Origin of the sequence: Psychrobacter pacificensis (assembly GCF_018336615.1) — a bacterium.
Classification (GTDB): domain Bacteria; phylum Pseudomonadota; class Gammaproteobacteria; order Pseudomonadales; family Moraxellaceae; genus Psychrobacter; species Psychrobacter pacificensis.
Map to the genome: position 1 here is coordinate 2777890 of NZ_CP048752.1, position 21353 is coordinate 2799242.

General features: G+C 44.4%; 19 protein-coding genes and 2 tRNA genes. 8 read left to right on the top strand and 13 right to left on the bottom strand.

The features are described 5' to 3' along the window. The first annotated feature begins 142 nt into the window (after positions 1-142). Positions 143-1117: a calcium/sodium antiporter gene (locus tag GYK50_RS11760; protein ID WP_093067280.1), complete on the top strand. Its 975-nt coding sequence runs from the start codon at positions 143-145 to the stop codon at positions 1115-1117. Between the two features lie 45 nt (positions 1118-1162). On the opposite strand, the gene GYK50_RS11765 is transcribed toward GYK50_RS11760, so the two are convergent. The 3 genes from GYK50_RS11765 to GYK50_RS11775 all read right to left on the bottom strand — a co-directional run bounded on the left by GYK50_RS11765 (position 1163) and on the right by GYK50_RS11775 (position 2407). Then, positions 1163-1825, bottom strand: a complete 663-nt coding sequence (locus GYK50_RS11765) for an RDD family protein (RefSeq protein WP_212564001.1) — start codon at positions 1823-1825, stop codon at positions 1163-1165. Positions 1826-2057: 232 nt separating this feature from the next. Then, positions 2058-2134: transfer RNA gene (locus GYK50_RS11770), tRNA-Arg, on the bottom strand. A gap of 183 nt (positions 2135-2317) precedes the next feature. Beyond that, positions 2318-2407, bottom strand: a tRNA-Ser gene (locus GYK50_RS11775). A gap of 345 nt (positions 2408-2752) precedes the next feature. On the opposite strand from GYK50_RS11775, the gene GYK50_RS11780 reads away from it, so the two are divergent. Then, positions 2753-3547 carry a hydroxymethylpyrimidine/phosphomethylpyrimidine kinase gene (locus GYK50_RS11780; protein WP_212564002.1) on the top strand — a complete coding sequence of 265 codons (795 nt, stop codon included), beginning with the start codon at positions 2753-2755 and terminating at the stop codon, positions 3545-3547. Positions 3548-3678: 131 nt separating this feature from the next. Here GYK50_RS11780 and GYK50_RS11785 read toward each other — a convergent pair whose 3' ends face one another. The 5 genes from GYK50_RS11785 to ppx form a co-directional block, all read right to left on the bottom strand. Beyond that, positions 3679-4248, bottom strand: a complete 570-nt coding sequence (locus GYK50_RS11785; RefSeq protein ID WP_093067270.1) for a YggT family protein — start codon at positions 4246-4248, stop codon at positions 3679-3681. 142 nt (positions 4249-4390) lie between these two features. After that, positions 4391-5224 carry a pyrroline-5-carboxylate reductase gene (gene proC / locus GYK50_RS11790; protein WP_212564003.1) on the bottom strand — a complete coding sequence of 278 codons (834 nt, stop codon included), beginning with the start codon at positions 5222-5224 and terminating at the stop codon, positions 4391-4393. Between the two features lie 323 nt (positions 5225-5547). Continuing rightward, entirely contained in the window at positions 5548-7104 is a 1557-nt protein-coding gene (tilS, locus tag GYK50_RS11795) for a tRNA lysidine(34) synthetase TilS (protein WP_212564004.1), read from the bottom strand. Between the two features lie 134 nt (positions 7105-7238). Further along, on the bottom strand, positions 7239-8042 hold the full coding sequence (locus GYK50_RS11800; RefSeq protein WP_071002508.1) for an acetyl-CoA carboxylase carboxyltransferase subunit alpha: 804 nt from the start codon (positions 8040-8042) through the stop codon (positions 7239-7241). 165 nt (positions 8043-8207) lie between these two features. Further along, positions 8208-9770: an exopolyphosphatase gene (gene ppx / locus GYK50_RS11805; RefSeq protein ID WP_212564005.1), complete on the bottom strand. Its 1563-nt coding sequence runs from the start codon at positions 9768-9770 to the stop codon at positions 8208-8210. 454 nt (positions 9771-10224) lie between these two features. On the opposite strand from ppx, the gene GYK50_RS11810 reads away from it, so the two are divergent. Continuing rightward, the gene (locus tag GYK50_RS11810; RefSeq protein WP_212564567.1) at positions 10225-10575 is read left to right on the top strand and encodes an Mpo1-like protein; all 351 of its coding nucleotides are present in this window, start codon (positions 10225-10227) and stop codon (positions 10573-10575) included. A 59-nt stretch (positions 10576-10634) separates the two neighbouring features. On the opposite strand, the gene hemL is transcribed toward GYK50_RS11810, so the two are convergent. Together hemL and GYK50_RS11820 are read right to left on the bottom strand one after the other, a co-directional pair. Beyond that, entirely contained in the window at positions 10635-11936 is a 1302-nt protein-coding gene (gene hemL, locus GYK50_RS11815) for a glutamate-1-semialdehyde 2,1-aminomutase (RefSeq protein ID WP_212564006.1), read from the bottom strand. A gap of 106 nt (positions 11937-12042) precedes the next feature. Then, the gene (locus GYK50_RS11820) at positions 12043-12396 is read right to left on the bottom strand and encodes a zinc ribbon domain-containing protein YjdM (protein ID WP_058025320.1); all 354 of its coding nucleotides are present in this window, start codon (positions 12394-12396) and stop codon (positions 12043-12045) included. Positions 12397-12710: 314 nt separating this feature from the next. Between GYK50_RS11820 and ygfZ the strand changes: the two genes are divergently transcribed. Both ygfZ and GYK50_RS11830 read left to right on the top strand, forming a co-directional pair. Further along, positions 12711-13463 carry a CAF17-like 4Fe-4S cluster assembly/insertion protein YgfZ gene (gene ygfZ, locus GYK50_RS11825; RefSeq protein WP_212564007.1) on the top strand — a complete coding sequence of 251 codons (753 nt, stop codon included), beginning with the start codon at positions 12711-12713 and terminating at the stop codon, positions 13461-13463. A gap of 91 nt (positions 13464-13554) precedes the next feature. Next, positions 13555-14880, top strand: coding sequence for a D-amino acid dehydrogenase (locus GYK50_RS11830; RefSeq protein ID WP_093067238.1), 1326 nt, complete (start codon positions 13555-13557; stop codon positions 14878-14880). Positions 14881-14974: 94 nt separating this feature from the next. Here the strand turns inward: GYK50_RS11830 and GYK50_RS11835 are convergent, their stop codons facing one another. Continuing rightward, positions 14975-17173, bottom strand: coding sequence for a molybdopterin oxidoreductase family protein (locus GYK50_RS11835; RefSeq protein ID WP_227674189.1), 2199 nt, complete (start codon positions 17171-17173; stop codon positions 14975-14977). A 49-nt stretch (positions 17174-17222) separates the two neighbouring features. Next, complete coding sequence (locus tag GYK50_RS11840; protein WP_167669363.1) at positions 17223-17924, bottom strand: TetR/AcrR family transcriptional regulator; 702 nt, start codon at positions 17922-17924, stop codon at positions 17223-17225. Between the two features lie 685 nt (positions 17925-18609). Here GYK50_RS11840 and GYK50_RS11845 point away from each other — a divergent pair. The 3 genes from GYK50_RS11845 to GYK50_RS11855 all read left to right on the top strand — a co-directional run bounded on the left by GYK50_RS11845 (position 18610) and on the right by GYK50_RS11855 (position 20895). Then, positions 18610-18813: a CsbD family protein gene (locus GYK50_RS11845; RefSeq protein WP_071002519.1), complete on the top strand. Its 204-nt coding sequence runs from the start codon at positions 18610-18612 to the stop codon at positions 18811-18813. A gap of 930 nt (positions 18814-19743) precedes the next feature. Then, positions 19744-20412 carry a hypothetical protein gene (locus GYK50_RS11850; RefSeq protein WP_093071447.1) on the top strand — a complete coding sequence of 223 codons (669 nt, stop codon included), beginning with the start codon at positions 19744-19746 and terminating at the stop codon, positions 20410-20412. A gap of 138 nt (positions 20413-20550) precedes the next feature. Further along, positions 20551-20895: a hypothetical protein gene (locus GYK50_RS11855; protein WP_227674191.1), complete on the top strand. Its 345-nt coding sequence runs from the start codon at positions 20551-20553 to the stop codon at positions 20893-20895. 122 nt (positions 20896-21017) lie between these two features. On the opposite strand, the gene GYK50_RS11860 is transcribed toward GYK50_RS11855, so the two are convergent. Continuing rightward, positions 21018-21329 (bottom strand): YqfO family protein, encoded by a 312-nt coding sequence (locus tag GYK50_RS11860; protein ID WP_071002521.1) that lies wholly within the window; start codon positions 21327-21329, stop codon positions 21018-21020. Positions 21330-21353: the final 24 nt, after the last annotated feature.

Sequence of the window (21353 nt, forward strand, 5' to 3'; positions counted from 1 at the left end):
TTACATCTTTGAGTTAACTGCTATTATTACTAAAAATCTCGATGCTATGAGGAAAGCTGAATCTAAATCAAGATTCGGCTTTTTTTGTGCGATTTTTATTTATTAAACTCATATTTTTCATCATATATAAGGAAACATACCGATGTGGTTGGCGGTGATTGCAATACTGATTGGGTTAGCAATTTTGGTTTGGAGTGCCGATGTCTTTATTGACGGAGCAACAGCGCTGGCAAAAAAGTTTAGTGTACCGAGTTTCCTAATCGGTGTTTTGATATTAGGTATCGGCACATCAGCACCTGAGATGGTCGTGTCAGTACTGGCTGCATTAGAAGGCAGTCCTGAGCTGGCTTTAGGCAATGCTTACGGCTCAAATATTATCAATATTGCCTTAGTACTGGGTGCAACCGTACTGATTAGCCCTATTATCATCCGTAAAGGTATCGTAAAGCGTGACCTGCCGCTGCTACTGCTAATCACCGCCATCGCTGCATGGCAGCTACGTGACGGCATATTGAGCCAAGTGGATGGTCTGATATTGCTTGTATTGTTGATTGCGGTATTGGGGTCACAGATCGTATTGAGCATTCGTGAGGGCTATCATGAGCATGAAGAGGACATTGATAATGCAGATTCAGATGCGACAGAGCCAAGCGTAGCGCGTGGACTTGGTAGCTTACTGCTCGGTATGCTGATGCTGGTACTTAGCTCGCGGGCGATCGTTTGGGGAGCGGTCGAATTGGCAACGCTCTGGGGGCTGAGTGAGCTTATCATTGGCTTGACGATTGTTGCGGTTGGTACATCACTGCCTGAGCTGGTATCAAGCTTGTCAGCAGCGCGTAAAGGCGAGCACGACATGGCACTTGGCAATATCATTGGCTCAAATGTCTTCAATACATTGGCGGTCGTAGGCCTAGCTACGGTGATTGCCCCTATCTCTGCTGATCCAGTGATTTTATCACGTGATGTGATGGCAATGGGGCTACTGACGGTATTACTCGTTGCTCTGTGTGTGTTTGCCTTTACAAAAAAGCGCCAGTTCGGTCGTACGTCGGGCGCTACGTTGGTGCTTTTCTTTGTCGGTTATACTGCATGGCTGATTCAAAGCGTTAATATATAACTTTCACTTTTGTATGTTTTGAGCCTTGCTGGCTATTTTATAATCCTAAGACTTTTTCTTACGATTTTTAAAACCGCGCCATAACCCTTCATGTGCTACTTTTGGCATTTTTAGGGTAATGGTGTTGGATAGCATATCCTGTACTGCGAGACCACGAGGGTTAAACAGACAAAAAACATAGTTGAATACCAGTCCAAGAAACGCGCTGGCCAATAAGGCGGCGCGTGACCCATCGATCAGACTACCAACAATACCAAAAATCAGCGGCATCAAACACGCCGCCAAGATACGTTTGAAAGACTGCCCCCACGTGAGCCACTGACCCGCGTCATTGATGGTTTTGAGCCGCCATGTCTGCATCCCCAATGTCTGACCACCACGGCGCCAAAATATGCCGTAGAAGGCCACCAATGTCAGTACAAATGATGGCGTCATAATGGCGTTTTGATACCAAAGCGGTAGTGACTGGGCCTGTGAAGACTCGGTACCCGTCTCCATCGTTAGCAGCGTGCCAACTACGGTCAATATCGTACCCACCAAAAATAACAATGCCAGAATCAACATACCATCATACAGAATGGCTACGACACGAACCATGGGTTTGGCAATGGCGGGCGCTTCATTAGGATCTTGCTGCGCAAAAGCGCTCGGTTGCGGCTTTGATTTATTGACAGATTTTGACGGGCGTTTAGAGGAACTTTTTGGCATGGTACAAGCTCATAGCAAGCAGTGAATAATAACGCTATTGTACCGTAAATGACTGGTCTATCGTACATTATCCTAGATGACCGTCTAATCATATTGACTATAGTTGCAAAGCGATTGATAAAAAGTCACCAGTACAAAGCCATCAAGCCCCGTGATAGATTACAAAAATGATAGACATAAAAAAATCGCCAATTGTCATAAGACAGGCGATTGATTTAGTTGATTATGCAAATGGTGCGCTTGGAGAGATTCGAACTCCCGACCCCTTAGTTCGTAGCCAAGTGCTCTATCCAACTGAGCTACAAGCGCGTACTTTGCAAATTATTTACCGTTAATGAATAATCATTTTCAGTAAATTAGGTTGGCTATTATATAGATAATATCGCTTGTGTCAACATTTTTTTTAATTAAAAACAAAATATTTTTTGATTTAATTATTAAAAATGTTTAACGCAATATGCTGCGTTACTACTCTAATAATAACTGAATAAATGGCGGTGAAGGAGGGATTCGAACCCTCGATACGCTTACACGTATGGTTCCTTAGCAGGGAACTGGTTTCAGCCACTCACCCACTTCACCTAACGATTTAAGACATTTATAAAAATAAACATAGTACTGATGCTAGCAATACGTCTTATGTCGTGGGCGAGTATTATAACAAAGCCAAAACGAATTGCAAGCCTTGTCTACCGATTTAATGAGGCTTTTCTCATAATTATCGATATAAATGCTTTTCTCGCCTTTTAATACTTAAAATTACGCCATATTGCAAAAAAATACCACTGCTAAATTGATGATTCAGAACAGTTTCATTTGTTTTGATACTTTATACTTAATCTATAGGTACTAGACTGAGATAGATTTTTTGGCATTAGGTGGCTATAGTATTTATCACTGATTATAAAATACCTAAAAGGAGCGGTTATGCGACCTGTCGTACTGTGTTTTTCAGGATTGGATCCCTCAGGCGGTGCTGGATTACAAGCGGACATTGAAGCCATCGGTCAATCTGGTGCGCATGCGGCTATTGCTTGTACGGCAGTCACAATTCAAAGCTCACAGCAGGTATTTGGCTTTGAGGCGTGCGCTGCCTCCTTAGTACAAGCACAGGCCACTGCGGTGCTTGACGATTTACCTGTCAAAGCCATCAAGTCAGGTATGCTTGGTACCACTGACAATATCGCCATGCTAACCCAGTTGTTTGCTGAGCAAATAATAAGCCCTGATACCCCGTTTGTATTAGACCCTGTATTAGTCGCCAATAGCGGTGGCAGTTTGGGCGATGAGAAAACGCTGGTGCGCGCGTTTAGGCAGCTGCTACCCTATGCCACCTTGATTACACCCAATACGCATGAACTGCGCGCGCTGAGCGGCGAGCAGGATTTGCACAGTGGTGCGAAAAAACTATGCGCGCAAGGCGTTCATGCGGTGTTGGTAAAAACCTCTCATGATTTTGATAGCGGTGATATCGAGCAGTATTTATATATAGAGGGCGAGATGGTACATAAGAGCATCTTACCGCGCTTAGAGGGTGAATTTCATGGCTCAGGATGTTCGCTTGCCAGCTTTATTGCTGGGCGTTTGGCGATGGAAGATGATTTGATTGATGCGGTAAAATCCGCAGATAATTGGATTACCCAGACATTGCGCGCGGCTGACATACCGCACCCTGATGATGCTCAGGCGCAATTAATACCCAATCGCTTTATCCACTCTTAATGTCTTTATAAAGTAACAACATAAAGTATTAACGTTCATCAATAGCAGACATAAAAAAGGCGCTCTATATTTTATAGTGCGCCTTTTGGCATGGGATGCGTTATTTATTCTCTGTGATTTAGAGACACCAATTATCCTAGCATTGGCATAAAGTTTGCCGACAAGCCGCCGATGAAGATCTCAAGCAGATAGAATACAAAAAAAGCAATCATCGGTGATAAATCAAGCATGCCTAAGTTTGGCGTAATACGACGGAACGGTGCCAAAATCGGTTCTGCTAGCTGAATGATGATACCAATAATAGGATGCTGGGATTGGGTAAACACCACGATCCAGCTGACGATAATAGACCCAATCACCAAGTAGCGACACATGCGTAAAAAATCTAACACTAGGCTGATCGTCCCTGTGAAAAATAGCGGCACAGGGGCAATTCCTTGATGCGTCAAGGCCGCTTTTCCAGAAATATCAATCAGACGAATCAAAAACATTAAGACGATAGCCGCAATGCTAATACGTCCCTGTCCGACCGTTGGGAAGATACGCCCAAACACATCGACGATATGGGTCGCTTTATAGGCAGGTGCAATCATCGGGTTGCGCGCATCCATCCCTGCAAATTGCAGCATAAAACGAATAAACACCAGCATCATAGCGAATGTGGTGACCAGATCAAAAACTTGAAATAACATGTTGTTCATGAAGGGCTACTCAATGGGACATTGTTGACAGATTTTAGGATGACAACTGTCATTATCAGATGCGAATCATCATACAATACAGGTCAGCTGTTGAGCCTGACCTACTTTTTGGGTCGTTACTTACTCAATTGCTAATCAATAACTATTTACTCATCTCTTCACTAAGCGCTTGGCTACGATCATAGCACGCTTGCATGGCTTCACCGATTTGGCGGCCAATCTCATTGGCTTGCATGGATTCAACAGCGGCTTGAGTGGTACCGTTTGGAGACGTCACTTTACGACGCAGCTCAGCAGGCGTATCTTCACTATTCATCGCCATTTTTGCCGCACCAAGCATGGTTTGCATGGCAAGTGCTGAGGCTTGTTCTTTATCAAGCCCTAATGCCACTGCGCCATCGACCATCGATTCGATAAAGTAAAACATGTACGCTGGCGCTGAGCCTGACACGGCAGTCACAGCATGCATATGTTCTTCATCATCAACCCACATGACCAGTCCTGAGGCTTCCATCACCGCCGTTGCCAGCTCTTTTTGTTCAGCTGAGATATTATCTGTGCCGTAGAGACCGGTTGCACCCATCTGAATCATCGAAGGCGTGTTTGGCATGGCGCGCACGATATTACTATAGCCGCCCAGCATGCTAAACAATAGGTCAGTTGACAGACCTGCGGCAACCGAGATGACCAACTGATTGTCCAATGCATCAGCAAAAGCACCAACCACCACTTTCATGATTTGTGGTTTTACTGCCAGTACCACGATATCAGCACCGATCACAGCAGATTTGGCATCCGCCATTGGGTCAACGGTGTTTAGACCTTTAGCCGCTAGTTGCTCACGGATATCGCCGCTAGGATCGGCGACCGTGATTAGACTTGGTTTGATGCCGCAGCTCACAAGCCCACTAATAAGCGCTTGTGCCATATTTCCGCCACCAATAAAACTGATTTTCTTATTATCTAATACCGACATACTTGTCTCCTAGTCACAACATTTAAAAGTATTCAACGTAACATACTGATATATAAAACGACACTCAGTTTATCATACTGCTCCTAGTATCGTTTGATAAATTCCTGCCGTCTACAACGGCAGTAAACCTAGTTAAAACACGCAACTGACATCGACTATGACATGGTTTAGCTGTTAGATTGAGAAATAATTTTTATAAAATATTTTGAGGTGTCAAATATGTTTTTTATTCGTAAGGCCATTCAAAAAGACTTCAAGGTATGGGCAGCACACTTATGAAAGCCTCATTGCAAGATATAACAGCCGCTATAGTTTTGTTTCATCTACTCAACTACGCTTATAACATTCTTAAAAACATCGTCGATATCACTACCTAGACTTTTGGTATTGCTCGAAAAGTCATTTTTCAATATCCACCTATCAAAAGGCGATAATAATAAGATAGGAATCTCATTTTTAGCGTGTTCTTTATCTAAGAGTACGACACTGACCACAACCAAGCTTTCTCGCAGCCATAATGGAATACCAAGCGTTTGATACAGTTTTTTGCCTGATTGTGAACGTGTCGCCAATGCCGTCTGCACACGCTGTTTGCGATCTAATGGTTTTATCTTTAATACTGCATTGAGTGCGCCTATATGACATTCTATCAATCTTGCCAGCGCATCTGGATACACTTGCAACTGCCAGATATAGTCTTCACTGCGACGAACAGTCAGTAGTGCAAAATCACTCTCTGCTGATTCATTTGTTGTCAAATCCAAACTCGATAATGGCTGCGCTTGTACCATTAGTGGTCTATCTAACCAAGACAACCATTCATTGCTTAGCCGGTAGAGCTGCTGGCGATAGCGGCGAACAACATAGGATTGCGTACGAGCTTGCCAAAACAGCTCAGTTTGGTGATCATGGTCGCTGCGCTGAGTAAGATTCCATACGTCATCGACGAGCTGCTTAGCAGGCGGTAATGGCTCATCTTGACCCAGCCAATGATGCAGTAGTTGCCGCTGGCGATAAATGGGCAATACTTGCAATGTATCGATATTGAGCACGCGCTGTGCTGCTGGTAGCTGTAGGCTTTCATCAGCTGTCTGCTGCATATCTTGCTCAGCCTGAACATTGACAGTGGCTTGCGCATCGCCTAATAGCTGCGCACTGCGAGCAATATTATCAATGACATTGGGGTTATAAGTTGCTAGTACTGGCATGATATCGCGGCGCAGTCCGCTACGGACATTATCACCCGTCTCGTTGGTCGGGTCATCGATATAAGGCAACGCTAAGCGCTTGGCATAATTACTAATCGTGGCGCGCCTCACCGTAAGCCAAGGTCGCCATAATGCATGGCGTCGTCCATGCTGCGTTTGTACTCGCCATGGCTGCATACCTGACAGACCATTCACCCCAGCGCCTTGGATCAAGCGCATCAGTACCGTTTCGGCTTGGTCGTCGGCGTGATGTCCTAGTAGCAGTACATCATCTTGGTTGATATGCGCACGCATGGCGTTATAGCGGGCTTGCCGCGCGGCTTGCTCATCACGACCTGTCACTTGTGCTCTTAGGATATGACAAGGTATCTGCTGCATCTTAGCCCAATTCGCGACATGCGTTGCCCAATGCTGACTATCGGCTTGCAAACCATGATCAACATGTAACAGCTGCGGCAAACATGGCAATCTGCCTTGCCGATAGAGCTGCACACATAACGCTGCAAGCGCCAATGAATCACGCCCACCACTACAGGCTAGCCATAGGCGACGACCATGCAGCTGCTCCCTATAGTCATTTATACTGCCCAATAATGCATCTGCCAATGTCTCATCAATTGGCAAATCATTGATTGGTCTAATAGGATGCGTGAGGATGGCACTGCTGGTCATAATCAGCCTTAGTTTTAGATAGATAAATTCATGAGCAAATTAATAGACATAAAAAAACGCGCCATTGAATGACACGTTTTATTTTAGCATTAAGACTCAGTCTCTAATATGAAAAGCTTAGCACATGCTTTGCATTAAGCAGGCAGCATCACTTCTGAGTTAAACGTCTTTAATTTTTCGTAGCGGAGCTCACAACGCGCTTGAGGATCCAAATCTCTGATTTCATCAAGCTGCTCAGTGATCAGTGATTTTAGAGCTTCCATAACGGGTTGTGGCTGCACATGTGCGCCCTCACCTTCATCGATGACGGCATCAACCAAACCTAGCTGGTAAAGGTTGATGGCATTTAATTTCAGAGCTTCACTGGCATCTGGTGCTTTTTCAGCCGTTTTCCATAAGATAGATGCACAGCCTTCAGGAGAAATGACCGAATAGATGCTGTTTTGCAGCATGTTGACTTTGTCGCCAACGCCAATTGCCAATGCACCACCTGAACCACCTTCACCGATAATGGTCACGATGATAGGCACTTTTAGGCTAGAGAATACCGCGATACTCTCTGCAATCGCTTGCGCTTGACCGCGCTCTTCTGCGCCAACACCAGGATAGGCACCTTGAGTATCGACAAAGGTCATCACAGGAATATTGAAGCGCTCTGCCATTTTGACCAAGCGAATCACTTTGCGATAGCCTTCAGGGTTGGCCATACCAAAATTATGCTCGATACGCTCACGAGTACTGCGACCACGATGCTGACCGATGACCATTACAGGTTGATCATTGAACCGTGCCAGACCGCCCAAAATGGCTTTGTCATCGGCAAAAGCACGATCGCCGTGCAACTCATCAAATTCAGTAAAAAGCTGATTAACATAGTCCATAAATAATGGACGCTTGGCATGTCGTGCAAGCTGCACACTATCCCAGACAGTGCTCATAGACGCTTCCCTTTAATCATTATACTTAATGTATTTATGTTTAAGAATAATATCGTTATCGGTGTTCAGATAATGAAAGTACAGTTGTAAACTGAGTAGAAGCTATAGTAGCACATCTTATATAGCATGACATTATCGACAGCACTGCTTTTGTTACGTTAGTCTTTAACTCGATACGGACAATGGTAACGGTTCAGTTGCTTGCGCCTCTACCACACTAAGCTGTACGCCCCATTTGGCAAACTGCTCAATCTCTGTGCGCAAATCAGCAACCAAAAACGCATAATGCTCGCTGCTATCAGCCACCGTGATTTGCCAGTCGCTATCACTGATGACCTTTAATTCTAATTCTGGCAGTTTATAATCACTACGGCTATGATGCGCGAGTACCGCAAGACGCAATAGCAAGCACAGATAAACGAGCTGGTTTCCCCCGATCTGACAGGTCTGCTCGAACATATCGGCTTTGAGCTTACGGCGATGGTTGAGCATCAACTGCGCCATACGCTTTTGATCCACTTGTGAGAACCCTGGAATATCAGAATACTCAAGCAAATAGGCGCTGTGCTTATGATAACTGCTATGACTGATTGCAAGGCCAATCTCATGCAAAAACGCGGCACGTCTGAGTAAGTCACAGTCATCGCTTGTTAGGGCAAGCTTATCTTTTACTTGCTCGAACAGGTTACGACTGGTTTTTACCACTTGCTTGGCTTGCTTTTTGTCGCCTGAATAACGCTTGATAAGCGCGAGCACACTGCGGTCACGCACATCTTCGCTCGCAAAACGCCCCAGCATGTCATACATCACGCCTTCACGTAATGCCCCATCTGAGTAGGTAATGGTCTCAACGCCTAGTACCTTCATCACCGCACGCAACACTGCCACACCTGCCGGAAATACCGCTTTACGGTGGTCTTTGACGCCTTCTAGCTCGATATCATCAATATTGCCAATCTTAAGCAGCAATCGCTCTAGTTTTTTGACGCCTTTATAAGTAATGCGTTCTTGCTCATCGGCCCAGCCTTTGGACACAAGGACGTTGCGTACCGCTTTGATCGTGCCACTTGAGCCGACCACGCTGCTCCAACCAGTCTTTTGGTAACGACCATTGATTGCCAGTACTTCCTTGCGCGCGCCTGAAATCGCATTGTTAAAAGCCTCTTTGGTAATGAGGCCGTCAGCAAAGTACTTCTGTGTAAATGCCACGCAGCCCATTTGTAAGCTTTCCGTCAATAAAGGATCAAACTCTTGACCGATAATAAATTCCGTCGAGCCACCACCAATATCAATAACCAAGCGCTTGTCGCTACTCTCATTGGTATGCGAGACGCCCAAATAAATCAATCGTGCCTCTTCGCGACCAGCGATAATCTCAATGGGCTTGGGCAAAATCTTATTGGCTTTTGCAATAAAATCATTGGCATTTTTGGCTTGGCGCAAGGCGTTGGTCGCAACCACACGAATACGCTCTGGCGGTACAGAATCCAGACGCGCCACAAACCGACTCAAACAATCCAGACCACGCTGTTCAGCTGTCTCGCTCAAGATTTTATGCTCATCCAGTCCAGCAGCGAGCTGTACCTTTTCAGACATAGAGACTACTTTGCGCACTTCCCCATGATCAAGACGGGCAATGGCTAAGTGGAAACTGTTGGAACCAATATCAATGGCTGCCATCATTTCATCATCGCCGAGTGGCGGGTTTGTAAGATAGTCAGTAGGCATAAGGCAAGTTGTCACCGTATTAGAGAGAGTGTGTAGTTTAACAAAATCAGGTACGACATAGATATAAAATCATAGGTATAGAAAAAGCAGCCGCCACACAAATCTGGGCCATTTTGCCATTAAAGCATTTATCCTAAATACGCGCAAGCGCCGCAAAATCATAGCAAAAGTGTAAAACCACTCTATCAAAGGCTAATGACCAAGCCTACATCTAACGCTTGTGTTAGCAATATCGGTTTGCTACATTGAAAGCTCATAATATTGTGATAAAAAACCGTTATTTACTGCTTTTACATCGGTATAAATCACATCGAAATCCATCAATTATTTACCTAAAAACTGCCGACAATGGATAGTCGATAAACCCGCCAGCAAGGACGCTAACCGCATGAATCAAACAACCGAAAAAAATGCGATCGAAACCGCTAATACCCATAACAGTACCAGAACGGATATGATAAAAACTGAAGCGTCACCCAAACAGGCGTTTTATGATTTTTATTTAGACGAGCATCAAAACATGGCTTGTCGCCGTCTCCATTTTGCAGGTAGCAGTTTTGGTTTGTTAGGATTGGCAAAGTCAATCAAAACTGGCTCGGTAAAGCCTCTCGCAAGAGGTGTCGCAGCAGGATATGCCTGCGCTTGGGTCGGGCATTTTTTCTTTGAAAAAAACAAACCCGCCTCGCTTAAATTTCCGCTAAAAAGTTTTGCTAGTGATTTTCGTATGTATGGCGATGTCCTGCGTGGCAATTTAAGCCTAAAAGATCACAAATATGACAAACGTACAAAAAAACCAGCATCATAATTTATTATGAATGCTGGTTTATCTTTCAAATGTCTAAAATTTGAGAGATTTAGAGTGGGTTAACCCTTTGTTATCTCTGCAAATATCTCATCAGCAGCAGTAATCGATGCCTCGATATCTTCATTGCTGTGCTTGATTGACATAAAGCCTGCTTCATACGCAGACGGCGCTAGGTAAATACCGCGATCTAACATACCGTGGAAGAAGGTATTGAACATCTCCATATCGCACTCTGTCACATCATCAAAGTTACTTGGGGTTTTGGTATCAGCGTCTTTGACAAAGAACATACCAAACATACCGCCCAATTTATTGGTGCGCAGATTGATGCCATGCTTATCCGCCGCCGCTTGGAAACCATCGACCAGATGATCGACTTTGGCAGCTAAGTCTTCGTAAAAACCTTCTGCCGTTAGGTCTTCAAACATCGCGATACCGGCACGCATCGCAAGTGGGTTGCCTGATAACGTACCAGCTTGATACACGCCACCAAGCGGTGCGATGCACGACATGATTTCTTCTTTACCGCCAAACGCACCAACTGGCAGGCCTGCACCGATGATTTTACCAAAACAGGTCAAATCAGGCGTGATACCGAAGTGTGCCTGCGCACCGCCCAGACCCACGCGGAATCCTGTCATCACTTCATCAAAAATCAATACTGCGCCATTGTCCGTACACTGGGCACGCAACGTATCATGAAACTCTTGTGTTGGGATTACCATATTCATGTTGCCAGCGATAGGCTCCAAGATTACACAAGCAATCTCGTCGCCCCATTTTTCAAAGCAGTCTTTGATCGCTTGCGGATCATTATAAGGAATCGTGATCGTGTGCTTTGCAAAATCGGCTGGGACGCCTTTAGATGTTGGCTCACCGATATCGAGCATGCCTGAGCCTGCTTTGACAAGCAGACTGTCTGAATGACCATGATAGCAGCCTTCGAACTTGACGATTTTGTCACGCTGAGTATAACCGCGTGCCAAACGAATCGCACTCATGGTCGCCTCAGTCCCCGAGCTGGTCATACGAATCATCTCAACGCTCGGCACGAGCTCACAGATTTTATCAGCGACCGTGGTTTCAAACGGCGTTGGTGTCCCAAAACTCAAACCATCATCAGCGGCTTGTTTGACAGCGTCGATGACTTTTGGATGCGCGTGACCCAAAATCATTGGGCCCCAAGAACCCACATAATCAATATAGGCATTGTCTTCGGTGTCATAAATCTTGCTGCCATTGGCGCGGTGCATAAAAATTGGCGTACCGCCGACCCCTGCAAAGGCGCGGACGGGTGAATTAACGCCGCCTGGAATATGTTTGCGGGCTTGGGCAAAAAGCTGTTCGTTTTTAGTACTCATAGCTATTCTCTATTTATAGGTTCTGTATTCTGTCAGTTCTGTATTTTCTAAATGTCGTCAGTCTTATATTTGTTTATTATCGAATCTTTCAAGACATTTTTACAATTTACGCTTTTTTGACGACAGAAGATTTCAGCTTCATTGGGCCATAACCGTCAAGTTTACAATCAATATCGTGACCATCGGTTGCGTCTGGCAATAGGCGAATACTTTTCGCTTTAGTTCCAACTTTAATGACAAGTGAAGAGCCTTTGACCTTTAGGTCTTTAATGACCGTAACGGCATCGCCGTCCTGTAACTCATTGCCAACCGCATCACGAATGACGGCATCTTGCTCTTCCGCTTGTGCCGCATCCGTCTCAGCCGCCGTCCACTCGTGAGCGCACATCGGACATACCAGTAACGCACCATCTTCATACGTATATTCAGCATCACATTTCGGGCAATTTGGTAAGCTCATCATATCCTCGGCAGTCATCAGACGTTGGGTTTATTGTAGAGCGGACATTGTACCGTAACTCGCCATTTTTAACCAATTTGTACCGTTGAAAATGGCGCACTACGCCCAATTTAATGCTTAACCCACACTGAAGCGCCCCACTTATTGATGACGTTTTTGTGACACCATTTTTGTGGTACTCTTCTTAACCTTATTGACATTTTTGCTGACACGTTCTGTCAGTAACAACAGCGTCTATATTAAAGCGCACCTATAACTTTTATCGCTTCGATTTCATCTATATATTTTAATTATTAAGCAGAAGGATAATAACAATGACACAATCTCCAAACCCCTCAGCATTGCCGCAGTTTTCGCAATTGACCATTCAAGGTGAGGATGCCGAAAAATTCTTGCAAGGGCAATTGACTTGTGATGTCACCAAACTTGGGCTTAGCTATCAAGCCGCTGCAATCTGCAACTTAAAAGGTCGTATTGAATTTGGTATTTGGATCAAAAAACAAGCCGAGAAGCACTATGATGTGGTCATCAGCAGCGATTGTGCAGATGCCTTACAAGCTCATTTAAAAAAGTTTGGCGCGTTTTCTAAATTTGATACCAGTGCACCAGCTACCATTTACCCTTGTGTGTTAGCAGACGAACCAACCTTTAGCCATAAAGACGATCACAATACCGCTAAAGACACTGAGGATTGGATGGCGTGCAGTATCGCCACTGGTAACTATTGGATTGTCGCGCCGACTCAAGGTGAGTTTCAGCCGCAAGAGCTGCGCCTGCATCAGCGCGGCGGCATGGACTATGATAAAGGCTGTTATTTGGGCCAAGAAGTCATCGCCCGTATTTATTTTAAATCAGCGCCCAAAGCGTTTTTACACTATGTAAAAGGTAGCGGCGCGCTCCCCGCAGCAGGCGACAAACTCGATAAAATCCAAGTGGTCAATGCGATGGAAAATGACAATGGATTTATAGCCCTTGTCGTGGCACGTCCTGAGCAATTGGCAGAAAGCGATTTGAATATATTGGACTTGCCAGCCGCACTGCAGGTGGATGTTGCGCGCCCAAAGTAAAATCAAGCTGAAACAAATAGGCGGCGCAGCAACGGTGGTGGCAAGCTAATATACGGCTGCCGTCATGATTAACATGAGCATAGAGAATCCCATGACACATATTGCGGTACTCGGAGCAGGGGTGGTGGGCGTGACCACCGCATGGTATCTACGTCAAGCAGGCTATGATGTGACTGTGATCGAGCGCGAATCGGCGGCAGGGATGCAGACGTCCTTTGCCAATGGTGGTCAAATATCGGTCTCTCATGCGACGCCGTGGGCCAATCCTGCCACCCCGATGAAAGCGCTCAAATGGTTGTTTAAAGAGGATGCCCCGCTGTTATTCCGTCTGCGTGCGGATAAGGATCAGCTCAAATGGGCGATGCAGTTTTTGCAAGAGTGCCGCGCTGATCGTGCCGATGCCAATCTGGTGCAAATGGTACGCTTAGGGTTATATTCTCGCGACGCCTTACAACAGCTACGCGCCGATATCGGTATCAATTATGAGCAGCAAACACGCGGTATTATGCATTTTTATACCAGCCAAGCTGAGTTTGATGCTGCTATCGAACCCACTGAGCGCATGCAAGCGCTTGGTTGTGAGCGCCATGTGATTGATATCAATAATGCCGTCAACTTGGAACCTGCCCTCTATCCGATTGCGCATAAACTCACTGGTGCAACCTACACCAGCCGTGACGAATCTGGTAATGCGCACCTATTTACGCAAAGACTCGCACAGCGCTGCATTGATGCGGGTGTACAGTTTTTATATGATACTGAGATCTTAGCGCTTAATACTGACGCTCACTCTGCGCGTCCGCATGTGCATAGTATTACCATTCGCCCAAAAGGCGAAAACGTACAGACTTTCACGGCTGATAGTCATGTGATCGCGCTAGGCAGCTATAGCGTTCCTCTGTTAAAACCATTGGATATTCGCGTGCCTATTTTTCCAGCAAAGGGCTATTCAGCCACCTATACGGTCAATCCACGAGCGCCGCATTTAGCGCCCTTTGTCAGCTTGATTGATGATGAGTTTAAGCTGGTGACTTCACGTTTGGGTGATAAGTTGCGAGTGGCAGGCACCGCAGAATTTAATGGTTATAATTTGGACCTAAATGCCACGCGCTGTGAGGCCATTACGCGCCGCGTGCAGCAATTATTTCCAAAAGGTATCATCGCAAATTCGGTTCAATATTGGACAGGACTGCGCCCCATGACCCCGTCAAACGTACCTTTGATTGGGCGCGCGCATTGCGGTCAAGTCAAACATGGTAGCCATAACGCATCAGCCACTTTTGACAATCTATGGCTAAATACAGGGCACGGCACGTTAGGCTGGACGCATGCTTGCGGCTCTGCAAAAGCCATCAGCTTATTGATACAAGGTGAAACGCCCAACGTTGATTTTGATTTTGTGGGTACAAACAGCTGACTTAATCTCTAGACACTATAAAAAAACTATCTCCATAAAAAAGCAGGCACTTACATCGTGTAAGCGCCTGCTTTTTACTTTAAAAAAATTGAACTTATGCGATTGCACTATCTATTGAGTTTTCTAATACCGCATTAGCCACACTGTCTGCGTTAGCACCCAACGCCTCTAATTGCACTGGCACGCCATTGACGGCGGCATTACCACTCAACTGATCAATCAAAGTATCGTCTGTTAAGTCATTGACACTGACACCGGCATGCGCTTGCGCAATCTTCTGCTTCACCCCTTTACGACCATGACCAAAGCCATGCGGAATACTGACCACGCCTGGCATAAGCTCATCAGTCACCTCTGCTGCGATGACCACACTACCTACGCGAGAGGTCACTCTCACGTCTTGTCCGTCTTCAATACCGTGCTGCTCTGCCGTTTCTGGATGCAGCATTAGTGTACAACGAGATTTACCTTTCACCAATCGATAACTATTGTGCAGCCATGAGTTATTGCTACGTACATGGCGACGTCCGATGAGCAAAATCTCCTGATTATCATACTGCTGCATCATTTCTTTGACCCGTGCCAAATCTGCCTGATAAAAATCAACATTGAGATTGATTTGCTTATCGGCATGCTTGATCGCCTCCGGCAACATACGATGCAATGGTCCTAAATCAATACCGTGTGGGTTGTCTATCAGCGCATCCAATGTGACGTCTTTATAAGGTCCGTACTTGAGAGCTTGCTCAAGCAAGAATTTCGGTCCAAACGCTTTTGTCGCGGCACGCTCTTTTTGTACCGCTTCTGGCGCGTCTTTATCCAAGCGATCGGCAAGCTCTAGATAAATCTCCCAGTCATGCTTCTCATTCTCTGTTTTGCTAAATAAGGCAGGCGAGTATTTGGCAACATTGTGTACAGCAAAACCATTAAACGTAATGTCGTAATGGTCACGCTCGAGTGGCGAGACAGGCGGCAGGATAATGTTGGCATGACGGCTGGTCTCCGTCACAAAGTAATCAAGCGACACCATGAATTCTAGCCCTGACAAGGCCTCATCTAGCTTTTCACCATTTGGCGTGCTAAGGACAGGGTTTCCCGCGACACTCATAAAGCCTTTTAACTGCCCTTCTCCTGCGACCAACATCTCATCCGCCATCGCAACCACTGGATATTCGCCATTAAAATCAGGTAGATTACTCACGCGGCTGTGACGTTTGCCCAAATAGCCAGGACCCGAGCTATTGACCACATCGACCGCAGGGTTCGGGAACATGAGTCCGCCCACTTCATCTAAGCGTCCTGTGACGATATTGATGACCATGGACAGATATTGGCTGAGCAAGCCAAACTCTTGCACCGAGATACCCATACGGCCATAACAGACTGAGCTTTCGGCTTCACAAAACCCTTTGACGATACGTTTGATTTCAGTGGCGGTAATGCCTGTAATATTTGCCACTGACTCAGGGGTGAACCCTTGTGCAAATGATGCAATACGATCAATCTCTGGTGCCAGCGCTGCCACTCGGCTATCTACCTTGGCATAGCCCTGAGCGTAGATCTCATTGAGCATGGCAAGTAGCAACAATACGTCTGTCGCTGGACGAATAAAGTGATGTTCACTGGCGATGTCTGCGGTTTCGGTACGCCTTGGATCGATCACCACCACTTTGCCATCACGTGCTTTGATGTCTTTGAGCTTTTGACGCATGTTGGGCGCAGTCATGATACTGCCATTAGAGGCCAGCGGGTTACCGCCGATGATGAGCATATACTGCGTGCGATTCACATCCGGAACAGGGATGCGGAGCATATGGCCGAACAGATGCATGCTGACGATATGGTGTGGCAGTTGGTCAATTGAGGTCGCAGAAAAGCGACTACGCGTCTTTAGGCTGGTCAATAGCTGCTTAATGGTCAACATCCCGCCCATGTTATGGACATTCGGGTTACCCAAATACACCCCAAATGCATTTTGACCATATTTTTGCTGAACAGACTGAATACCTGCAGCGACTTTATCTAACGCCTCAATCCAGCTGATCGATTTCCAACCGTCCGCCGTTCTTTCAACAGGCCCTCGTAAACGATCAGGATCTTCGTACAAATCCTGCAAAGCAGTGGCTTTTGGGCAAATGTAGCCTTGAGAAAAAGGATCGTTTTTATCCCCTTTGATCGATAAGACTTTTTCGCCATCGTGCTTGATCTCGACGCCGCACATCGCCTCGCATAAAGTACAGGTTCTAAAGTGGATTTGTTCGTTGTCCGCCGCGCTAGCCGCTGTAGTGCCCATAGTCATACTCCCTTTTATGTTTTATAAATCCTAGCTTTCATGAGATATATCATGAGCCGCTATGGTTGCTTCCTTGCAAAAAATTGGCAAATAAGGCGTCAAAGCTGATATTCAATGTCGCAATCGCTTGCTCCATCGAGTAGCGCTGCTGATGACAGCCTAGTATCAGCTCATGTACTTGCGCGGCTGCCATATCCACACAGAGACTCACCGCACTGCGTTCACAAGAACGATTGGATAGCTGCAATCCTTGAATAAATATCTCCGTCCACTCCTCTTGTATGTCTGCGACCAGATTACCCAGTCCATTATTGAGTGAGGATTGGTTCTCTATATCGGCAGTAAATCTCGGACGATCTTCGAGTAAGTGCTGAAATAGCGCAATATTCTGGAAGGCAGAATCAAAAATCATTATCAGACATTGCTGACACTGCTGATTAAACTCATCCTTAGTCAGTACATCATAGTCCTTGAGCATATTAACCCATGCCAGCCGCATTGGCGATAGATAGTGGTCTTTTAACTGAGCGCTGAGCTCGTTCTGTAGCGCATCCAAGCTCTCAAAATGATTATAAAAACTGGGCTGCGCAATGCCAGCGCCTTTGGCAATTTTATTCATACTCATGCCCTGAGCGCCTTCTAGACTATAGAGCCGTAACGCGCTTTTTAATAAGGCACGCCGCGTCTTGGCTTTTGCCAGCTCACGTTTTGACTCTATAGGTGCTGCTTCATTTTGCGCTAATGCATTCAATATAGAGGTATCCCTACTCGATAAATGATTATGTCAACACGCCAGTAATTTACCTGAAGTGCTATTGTGCTAAAAAAGTGTGATGATAGTCACATATTGATTACTATTTTTAGACTCGTCATTTTTAAACCCACAATAACTTTTACTAATTATGTTTCGACTATAAGGTTATAGTTATTTAAACCATAAGTCTATAGCCAAACATATAGTAGGACTCGTGCTTCACAAAACAGATTAATGCTTCATAAGATCAGAATGTTTGTCTACTATAAATACCCCACCCCCTTTCCCAGTTGACATACGCTACGAGATTGCGCAGTTACCTAGCCCGTATATTCATAGTTCCCCATGTGACACTTACCTCTAGATATCGGTCTCAATTCGATGTACATTACGTACAATAGACGCAATTTACGCATCATTAATACAGTCGGTGAGCAGATAACACACGATTCACGCTCACTATAATTAAGTAACACTATAAACATAGCGTATACAGACAGCTGAATTGAAAAGCCCTATATTAATTATCACAAGATATTTGGTAGCAACCAATGATACTTGTGAACTACTAAAATAAGAAAATCAATAAATAGATAGGTTTGTTAATTGGTAAACAGAACTACCATGAAAAGCAATTAAAAATTATATTACACATATTAATTAAAGAAAAAGGAATACAACTATGAACGAGAATACTCTAAAAGGTGAATGGAAGCAGCTAAAAGGCTCAGTAAAACAAAAATGGGGCGAGCTGACTGATGATGATTTAGATCAAGTTGAAGGTAGCCGTGATAAGCTGGTTGGCCGTATACAAGAGCGTTATGGCCATGCTCAAGATCACGCTGAGCGCGAAGTAGATGACTGGCGCCGCGAAAACAATTACTAATAAATTTTTTTTGAGAAATATAAGTAGTGTCTTTTTCAAAGTATAGTTAGATTACTATAAAATCGATACAATAAGATTCAACGTTATTTTTCGCAGCCTCTGGAGGCGCAGTCACAGCAAGCAACAAAAATAGCGTTAAATCAAATGAATTTATTGTCTTGTATTGTTTTTATTTAGACTTGACTATAAATAAAATAAAAACCGCATAGAAGTTTATGCGGTTTTTTTGTATTAGACAAATCATAAATTAAAGACGCAGTATTTTATAATTCTTATTTCATATTTTGTATCAGCTAAAAGCGAATATCAACTGACAAGAATAATTAGTATCGTCCAGACACGATAAGACCGCATAGCAATAAATTGTTATGCGGTTTTATCGTTAACTGTCCATGTTACCTATCACGACTGCTTTCTATGCATCCTTGCACAAATATTCAGTGACTGTGATACTGGGCATCCTACCCTTGTTACTGCATACAGCATCTAATCTTAACTGCTGCTATCAGCAATGGGTATGTGTCCTTACTTCAACTATTATTATCATCCTGATGCTAATAATTGAATCATTATCCTTAATGCGGCCAACTCAATCCTTGAGTCACACTCCCTAATGCCGTGTAACTATAATGCCTAACTCTCACTCTCATGTTAAGTCGCGTAAACGTCATTGCATGTAAGCATATGCTTACAACGATTTAATTATTCTCAATAATTACAACTTATTAACGCAAATGACACTTAATATAAAGCTTTGTATCCTATGATAGATAATGTAAGAAAACATTTCTAAAAATAGTTTTTTTAGTGATAGTAGCTCTTAATACCTATCTGAGCATGGCTGTATCAACATATTTTAGAACCTTCTACCTTTAACTTATATAAGCATTCTTATCGCAAGCTCTCTGAAACCTTATAGGATATTGCCTCATGAAAACTCTAAAGCCGTTCTCCTTTAAGACAACCATATCTACTGTTCTTATCGTTGCTCTATTGGGTACCACTGTCGGTTGTGCTGTCGTTGGTCCTGGCTATGATAACCAGCCCATATATCGTGGCGATAATAATCGGCAGAACGATAGCTTCAACCGTGTCAGCCAGCAGCTACGTCAAGACTTACGCCGCAAAGGCTATCAAGTCATAGACATTAGCTCTGATAGCTATCGTGGCGATCGCGCAATGATAGCTTTTGCCAAAAAGAATAATCAGCTCTATGAGCTAATATATACTTATCCTTCTCTAAGACTCATCAGCTCAAATAAAAGATCATGGTCGAACAATTGGGGAGATAACAAGTATCAAAAAGACAATGACCGCTATAAAAAAGATAAGCATAAAGATAATGGTAAATATAAGAACGACAAGCGCTATAAAAAAGGTGATATAGAGGACAGCATTAAAAGAGAGTCACGTTACCCAGCGATCAAGCGCCGTGCCATCAATAAAGTAAGATCTATGGGTTACCGTGTCGAAGATATCGATCTTGAAGAAAAAAACAAGCGTGGTGTCTTTGACATTGAGGCCAGACGCGGCTCGCAGGAGTATGAGATATTGCTTAGCTATCCAAATTTAGACGTTATTAACGTTAAAAAAGACTGATGACGCTGACACTACTGTCAGTAGAGCAGCTCTACATGTCCCTTTACTGAAATATTAGAAAACTATCTTTATCCAACGATAGTAGATTATGAGGACATTTTTAGGAAAGCTTTATCATCTTCAACACTAAAGAATGTAGTGTCTGGCAGTATTGTCGCCACTTTATTAGCGGTAACTACTGGCTGTGTCACCACACCTGGCGGCTATAGTGTATATGACGATATCTATGGAGACGTCTACAAAGATAACAAAGATCATAAAAAGCACAAAGACAAGCATAAAAAAGCGGATAAAAACGTCTACTCAGCTGCTATCGAGCGTCGAGCTGCCAATAAAGTTAGCAGCATGGGATACCGTGTCGAGGATGTCAAATACGTGAAGGGCAAGCGTAAAATTATGGTGAAGGCTAAGCGGGGCCGTGATAAGTATAAAATTGATCTCAATTATCCGAGCTATCAAGTGACCAAAATTAAAAAGCATTAATTAGGTTTTGGGTATATTTGCCAGTCTTATATACTCATCAACTTATGATTTGATAGTCAAGTAGATCAATAACCGATTTGCTTGGCTTTTTTTGTCCCAGACTTTTATCTCTGATTGTATATTTAAAAATCCAAGACTTTTATCACATCATACGCTGGCGTTTCATACGGGTGCGCCTCTTTTAACGCGATGACAGCAGCAGTAATAAATGCGTCATCGACGACCATCTCTACTCGCCATTCATCGACCGTTTCTAAACTATCTTGCTTACCGATATGCGGCGCGCTACCTGCTAACGGCATAAACTGCCCTGTTCCTTGCACTTGCCAACAGCACTGTTCATAATCGCCAATACTCCCGGCACCAGCGGCAAATAAAGCGGACTTTACTTGCTCTAATGCCTCATCAGGAATAAAAACCGTTAACTTATACATGAACTTACCTCACAAAATAGGTTT